This window comes from Enterococcus dongliensis, from assembly GCF_031927985.1.
GTDB lineage: Bacteria > Bacillota > Bacilli > Lactobacillales > Enterococcaceae > Enterococcus_A > Enterococcus_A dongliensis.
Genome location: NZ_JARPZC010000038.1, coordinates 1 through 3,796, shown reverse-complemented (window position 1 = coordinate 3,796; position 3,796 = coordinate 1). Strand labels below are relative to the sequence as shown.

The window sequence follows — 3,796 nt, the reverse complement described above, 5'->3', positions numbered from 1 at the left end:
TTAAAATAACGATGGTTCATAGGGTTATCCAATTAAAACCGGAAGGTTAAAACCCTAACTCTAATATACAAGGAGGCTAAGCAATAAAATATGGCGAAATTATGCAAGGATGGTTTTGAAAAGGAATTTATAGAAAATCAAAAAGAAAAATATGGTATTGCCTACACACAAAACATATTATCCGGGCGTTGGAAAGCTCTAATATTATGGTTTTTAAAATCAGAAAAGCATCGTTATGGTGAAATAAAAAGATTTTTATGGGATATTTCCCAAGGATCACTAACAAAGCAACTCAGAGAATTAGAAGCTGACGGACTCGTAGAGCGGCGAGTATTTCCAGAAGTACCTCCTCGTGTTGAATATTCTTTAACAGAAAAAGGGCAAGCTTTTATACCTATTATTAATATGATGGAAAATTTTGGGAAAACGTATGGTGAGAACACAGAAGATAATCAGCCAACTAAAAATATTCTTGGCTAAATCCTTAATTGTTGACACATATCAAGAATAAATCTGACGGCTTGATCAAGGATTAGTGATTGATGTGGACAGACAAATTATCGAGAATTTAAATGTGTTATAGCAAAATATATTAGAAGCTTAGTATACCTATTTTAGTATGGAAAATACTAATTACTTTTTTACGTATGTAAAAAATGGATTTTCGGTACAATGTGTGGGTGAATTTTCAATATAAAAAGCCGAATGATGCTAGTGGACACAAGGGATTCTGATATGATTTTAGGTGCTAAATCTCTAATCATGAAAGGAATCTCTTTTTTGCGTTCATTTAAAGCAATCATACAGCTCATTCTCGGTACCGATCAATTCGTCAAACCTGACGTTTCTTTTGATTCCGACACTCAAATTATAACCGTTTCTTGCCAACTTCCAAAATCATGTCAGAGTCGATGCTCTAGATGTAACCGGAAATCTCCCGGTTATGACAGCGGTCGTGGAATTCGTAGATGGTGTGCTATGGATATTGGATCTGCTAAAGTCTTTGTCGAAACCAAGGCACACGAGTAGCGTGCAAAGAACATGGTGTCGAGAGGTTTGCTCTGTCCCATGGGCTAGATATAATTCACGGTTCGTTAAAAACTTTGAGGAGCAAGTAACCTGGCTAACTACGCCATACGTCAAAGAGCGTTGTCTCAGAGCTTATGCGAATTGGATAGCATACCACAGGCGATATCTGCGGTCGAGTCTATTCAGAACTTGAGAATACTGCACCCAACCGATTTGATGGTTTAGTCAATATTCTATTCGTGGTGAGTGTCGAATTTGTTGTGATTAACGGATTTTTCACTGTGATAACACTGAAACCTAGTATGACGATGGAGATGCTAGGTTCAGTAGTATTAGGATCTAATTCAGCGAACGTCAGTCTGGCTAAACAGAAGGAAGTTAATTATGAAAAGCTGTAAAAAGGTTGATAGTTCAGCTTTCTCACAGCTCAAAATTTTATAAGTCCTTTATCTATTAAAAAAGGCACGTTTTCTAGAGTAATGTTAATTTTCATCATTTGAAACACGTACCCAGATTGAATCATCAAAGATCATATTTCCAAAAGTATCTTTTCCCTCATAAAAGTCCGTCACGGCTTGAAGAATCGCCTTTTTATTCATTGGCTTTCCTGAACTTTTCCTATCTGAACTATAGTCTGCCAAAAGCACTTTAACGTACTTTTTCTTCTTACCCAGAAACCCACGTTTTATTTTTGTATCGCTCCATAATTTTTGACGAAAACTAAGGAAGATACTAGGATTACCCTCGTCATCAATCTCGTAGTTATACAATTCCATCGTCCGTGATCTCTTCTGATCAATAATCATTAAAGCATATTCTTTTTCTGATTTTTTCTCATCACTTGTCCAGACTAGCTCAATTGCTTTTTTAAGCTCATCGATACTTTGCGGAGGACTAGGAAGAGGATGTTCCCACACCATATCTCCATACTCAGTTTCATCATATATAAAGTTGTTCCATTCGATAGTCGTTTTCATCTGAACTATTCTCCTTAAAACATGTTTTAACACATATATTTTATTGTGTAAATGTAAATAATTCGATTCTGAAGGTTAAGAGATGAATGAGTGATTTCACCTGTGGTGCGGTTGCCCTTACTTCAAAATATCACTCCTTCTCTTTGGGCTTTGATGATTTATTCAATCCTTTATGTTCAGCAGTCGTATTGTCCTTTGTTTGCTTCTTTCATTCGCAAAGCCGTCACGGCTTGAAGAATCGCCATTTTTGTGAGACCACAAAAACCAGCCAAAGCTATTAAAAAAGGCACTAAAAGGAGATAGTCCCACCTTTTCGCGTCCAAAAACAAAGCTTCGCAACAAAACGTAAAAAATTCAGCCTTTCGTCTAGTGACCTGTAGCACAAACCAAAAAGATAAAAGGTCAAAACAAAGGAGCGAACATTATGAGTGAACAAATAGGAATTGGGACAGTCGGCGGATTATTAGCAAAATTAAAAAACTATCCACCAACAATGATAATTGCCATGTTTGACACGCAAATCGGGGTTACTACTGTAGCTTTTAAACGAGAGTCGTAAATAAATGGTGATAAATCGTATTCATGGCTAACTTTCTATTAAAAACTTGAAATTATTAGAGGAACTTTACAAAAGCAAGCGCTTCACCTTATAGTTAGTTTAAAGGAGGGGATATCCTATGAAAAAAATTTGTTTTGTGTTAAATGTTAGTTCTGGTATTAACTATGGTTCTGTTTCTGCATTTCCATTAATTAAGAATAATGGTGATTTAAAGAAGTACTTTTCAAAATATTATGACGTTTCTATTGATTATATTAGGGATAAGGATGTAGTTGATTTTTTAGTGGTCCCAAAACCATTCGCTCCTTTCGAAAATGAGAATAATCTTCCAATTATTGAAGTACCCACAATATTATTTATGAAAAAGGATTATAAAGAAATTAAATCTTATGTTGATGCTTACTTCAATAATGAGCATCAAAAATAGTTTTTCTAAGTAAAAATTTCAATAGTAATAGAAAAAATTATCATAGATAAGCGCTATGGTAATTTTTTTCTATTATCTGATGAAAACAATAGGTATTATGTAAAATCTGAAAAGTTAGCACAAGAACAAGAAAATAGCGTCGAAATGCTTGAAAAGGTAGAACAATTCAAAAATGAGAATGAATTATTTCAAGATGTTCACGTAGTTGGTAGAACGAGTTATGCGACTATTGAAGCAAAAACCAGTGTAAATAACCTGCAGTATTTCAAACAACAGCTAGTAGAACTGGAGGAACAAAATGAGAAAGCCAAAGCCTATAACCGGACAAAACCGGTAATTAAAATGCGAACGCTAGGTACAAAAATTACAAATCTAAAACAAAAAATCGAAATGCTGGAGGAAATGGATCAAAAAGCCCAAAACCAACAAATCAGTGAAGCGAGTCAAAAATTGATCGATACCGGTGAAGTGACGCAATGGAAAAAGAAGACCTATTTATTACTTTGTAAAAGGCTTGAAAAAAGTAGCACTTGAATTAGATGACAATGGGGAATTTCAACCGTCAAACCGCTATCCAGCTTATGACGAAAAAGATCAAAACTATCTAAAGGAATTGCTGGGAAGATAGCCATAAAATGAATTGAGGCTAGCTCAAACTGTATACCATGTAAGAACTGTAATTACATGGTATACTATGGTTGTTAATAGAACTAAATGATCGTTTTAGATAAGAAAGACTAACTATATAGAGTCAAGTGAAAATTAGCTAAATCAAAAAAATATTTTATAACAGTTAATTCCAAA

General features: G+C 34.6%; 4 protein-coding genes and 1 pseudogene. 4 read left to right on the top strand and 1 reads right to left on the bottom strand.

The window, feature by feature from the left end; all coding sequences use genetic code 11:
* Nucleotides 1–90 precede the first annotated feature (90 nt).
* Nucleotides 91–480, top strand: a complete 390-nt coding sequence (locus tag P7D84_RS13565; protein ID WP_311806773.1) for a winged helix-turn-helix transcriptional regulator — start codon at nucleotides 91–93, stop codon at nucleotides 478–480.
* A 1,031-nt stretch (nucleotides 481–1,511) separates the two neighbouring features.
* Here P7D84_RS13565 and P7D84_RS13560 read toward each other — a convergent pair.
* Nucleotides 1,512–2,006 carry a hypothetical protein gene (locus P7D84_RS13560; protein ID WP_311806771.1) on the bottom strand — a complete coding sequence of 165 codons (495 nt, stop codon included), beginning with the start codon at nucleotides 2,004–2,006 and terminating at the stop codon, nucleotides 1,512–1,514.
* A 424-nt stretch (nucleotides 2,007–2,430) separates the two neighbouring features.
* Here P7D84_RS13560 and P7D84_RS13555 point away from each other — a divergent pair, with 424 nt between their 5' ends.
* From P7D84_RS13555 to P7D84_RS13545, 3 genes and pseudogenes are all read left to right on the top strand, one after another.
* On the top strand, nucleotides 2,431–2,565 hold the full coding sequence (locus P7D84_RS13555; RefSeq protein ID WP_311806770.1) for a hypothetical protein: 135 nt from the start codon (nucleotides 2,431–2,433) through the stop codon (nucleotides 2,563–2,565).
* 118 nt (nucleotides 2,566–2,683) lie between these two features.
* Nucleotides 2,684–2,992: a hypothetical protein gene (locus P7D84_RS13550; protein ID WP_311806768.1), complete on the top strand. Its 309-nt coding sequence runs from the start codon at nucleotides 2,684–2,686 to the stop codon at nucleotides 2,990–2,992.
* An 87-nt stretch (nucleotides 2,993–3,079) separates the two neighbouring features.
* A pseudogene (locus P7D84_RS13545) lies at nucleotides 3,080–3,620 on the top strand (hypothetical protein); the annotation flags it as partial.
* Nucleotides 3,621–3,796 lie beyond the last annotated feature (176 nt).

What these genes read in the sequence shown, in the direction of transcription:
- P7D84_RS13565 (WP_311806773.1), top strand. Translation starts at nt 91, where the DNA reads ATGGCGAAATTATGCAAGGATGGTTTTGAAAAGGAATTTATAGAAAAT.
- P7D84_RS13560 (WP_311806771.1), bottom strand. Translation starts at nt 2,006, where the DNA reads ATGAAAACGACTATCGAATGGAACAACTTTATATATGATGAAACTGAG.
- P7D84_RS13550 (WP_311806768.1), top strand. Translation starts at nt 2,684, where the DNA reads ATGAAAAAAATTTGTTTTGTGTTAAATGTTAGTTCTGGTATTAACTAT.
- P7D84_RS13555 (WP_311806770.1), top strand. Translation starts at nt 2,431, where the DNA reads ATGAGTGAACAAATAGGAATTGGGACAGTCGGCGGATTATTAGCAAAA.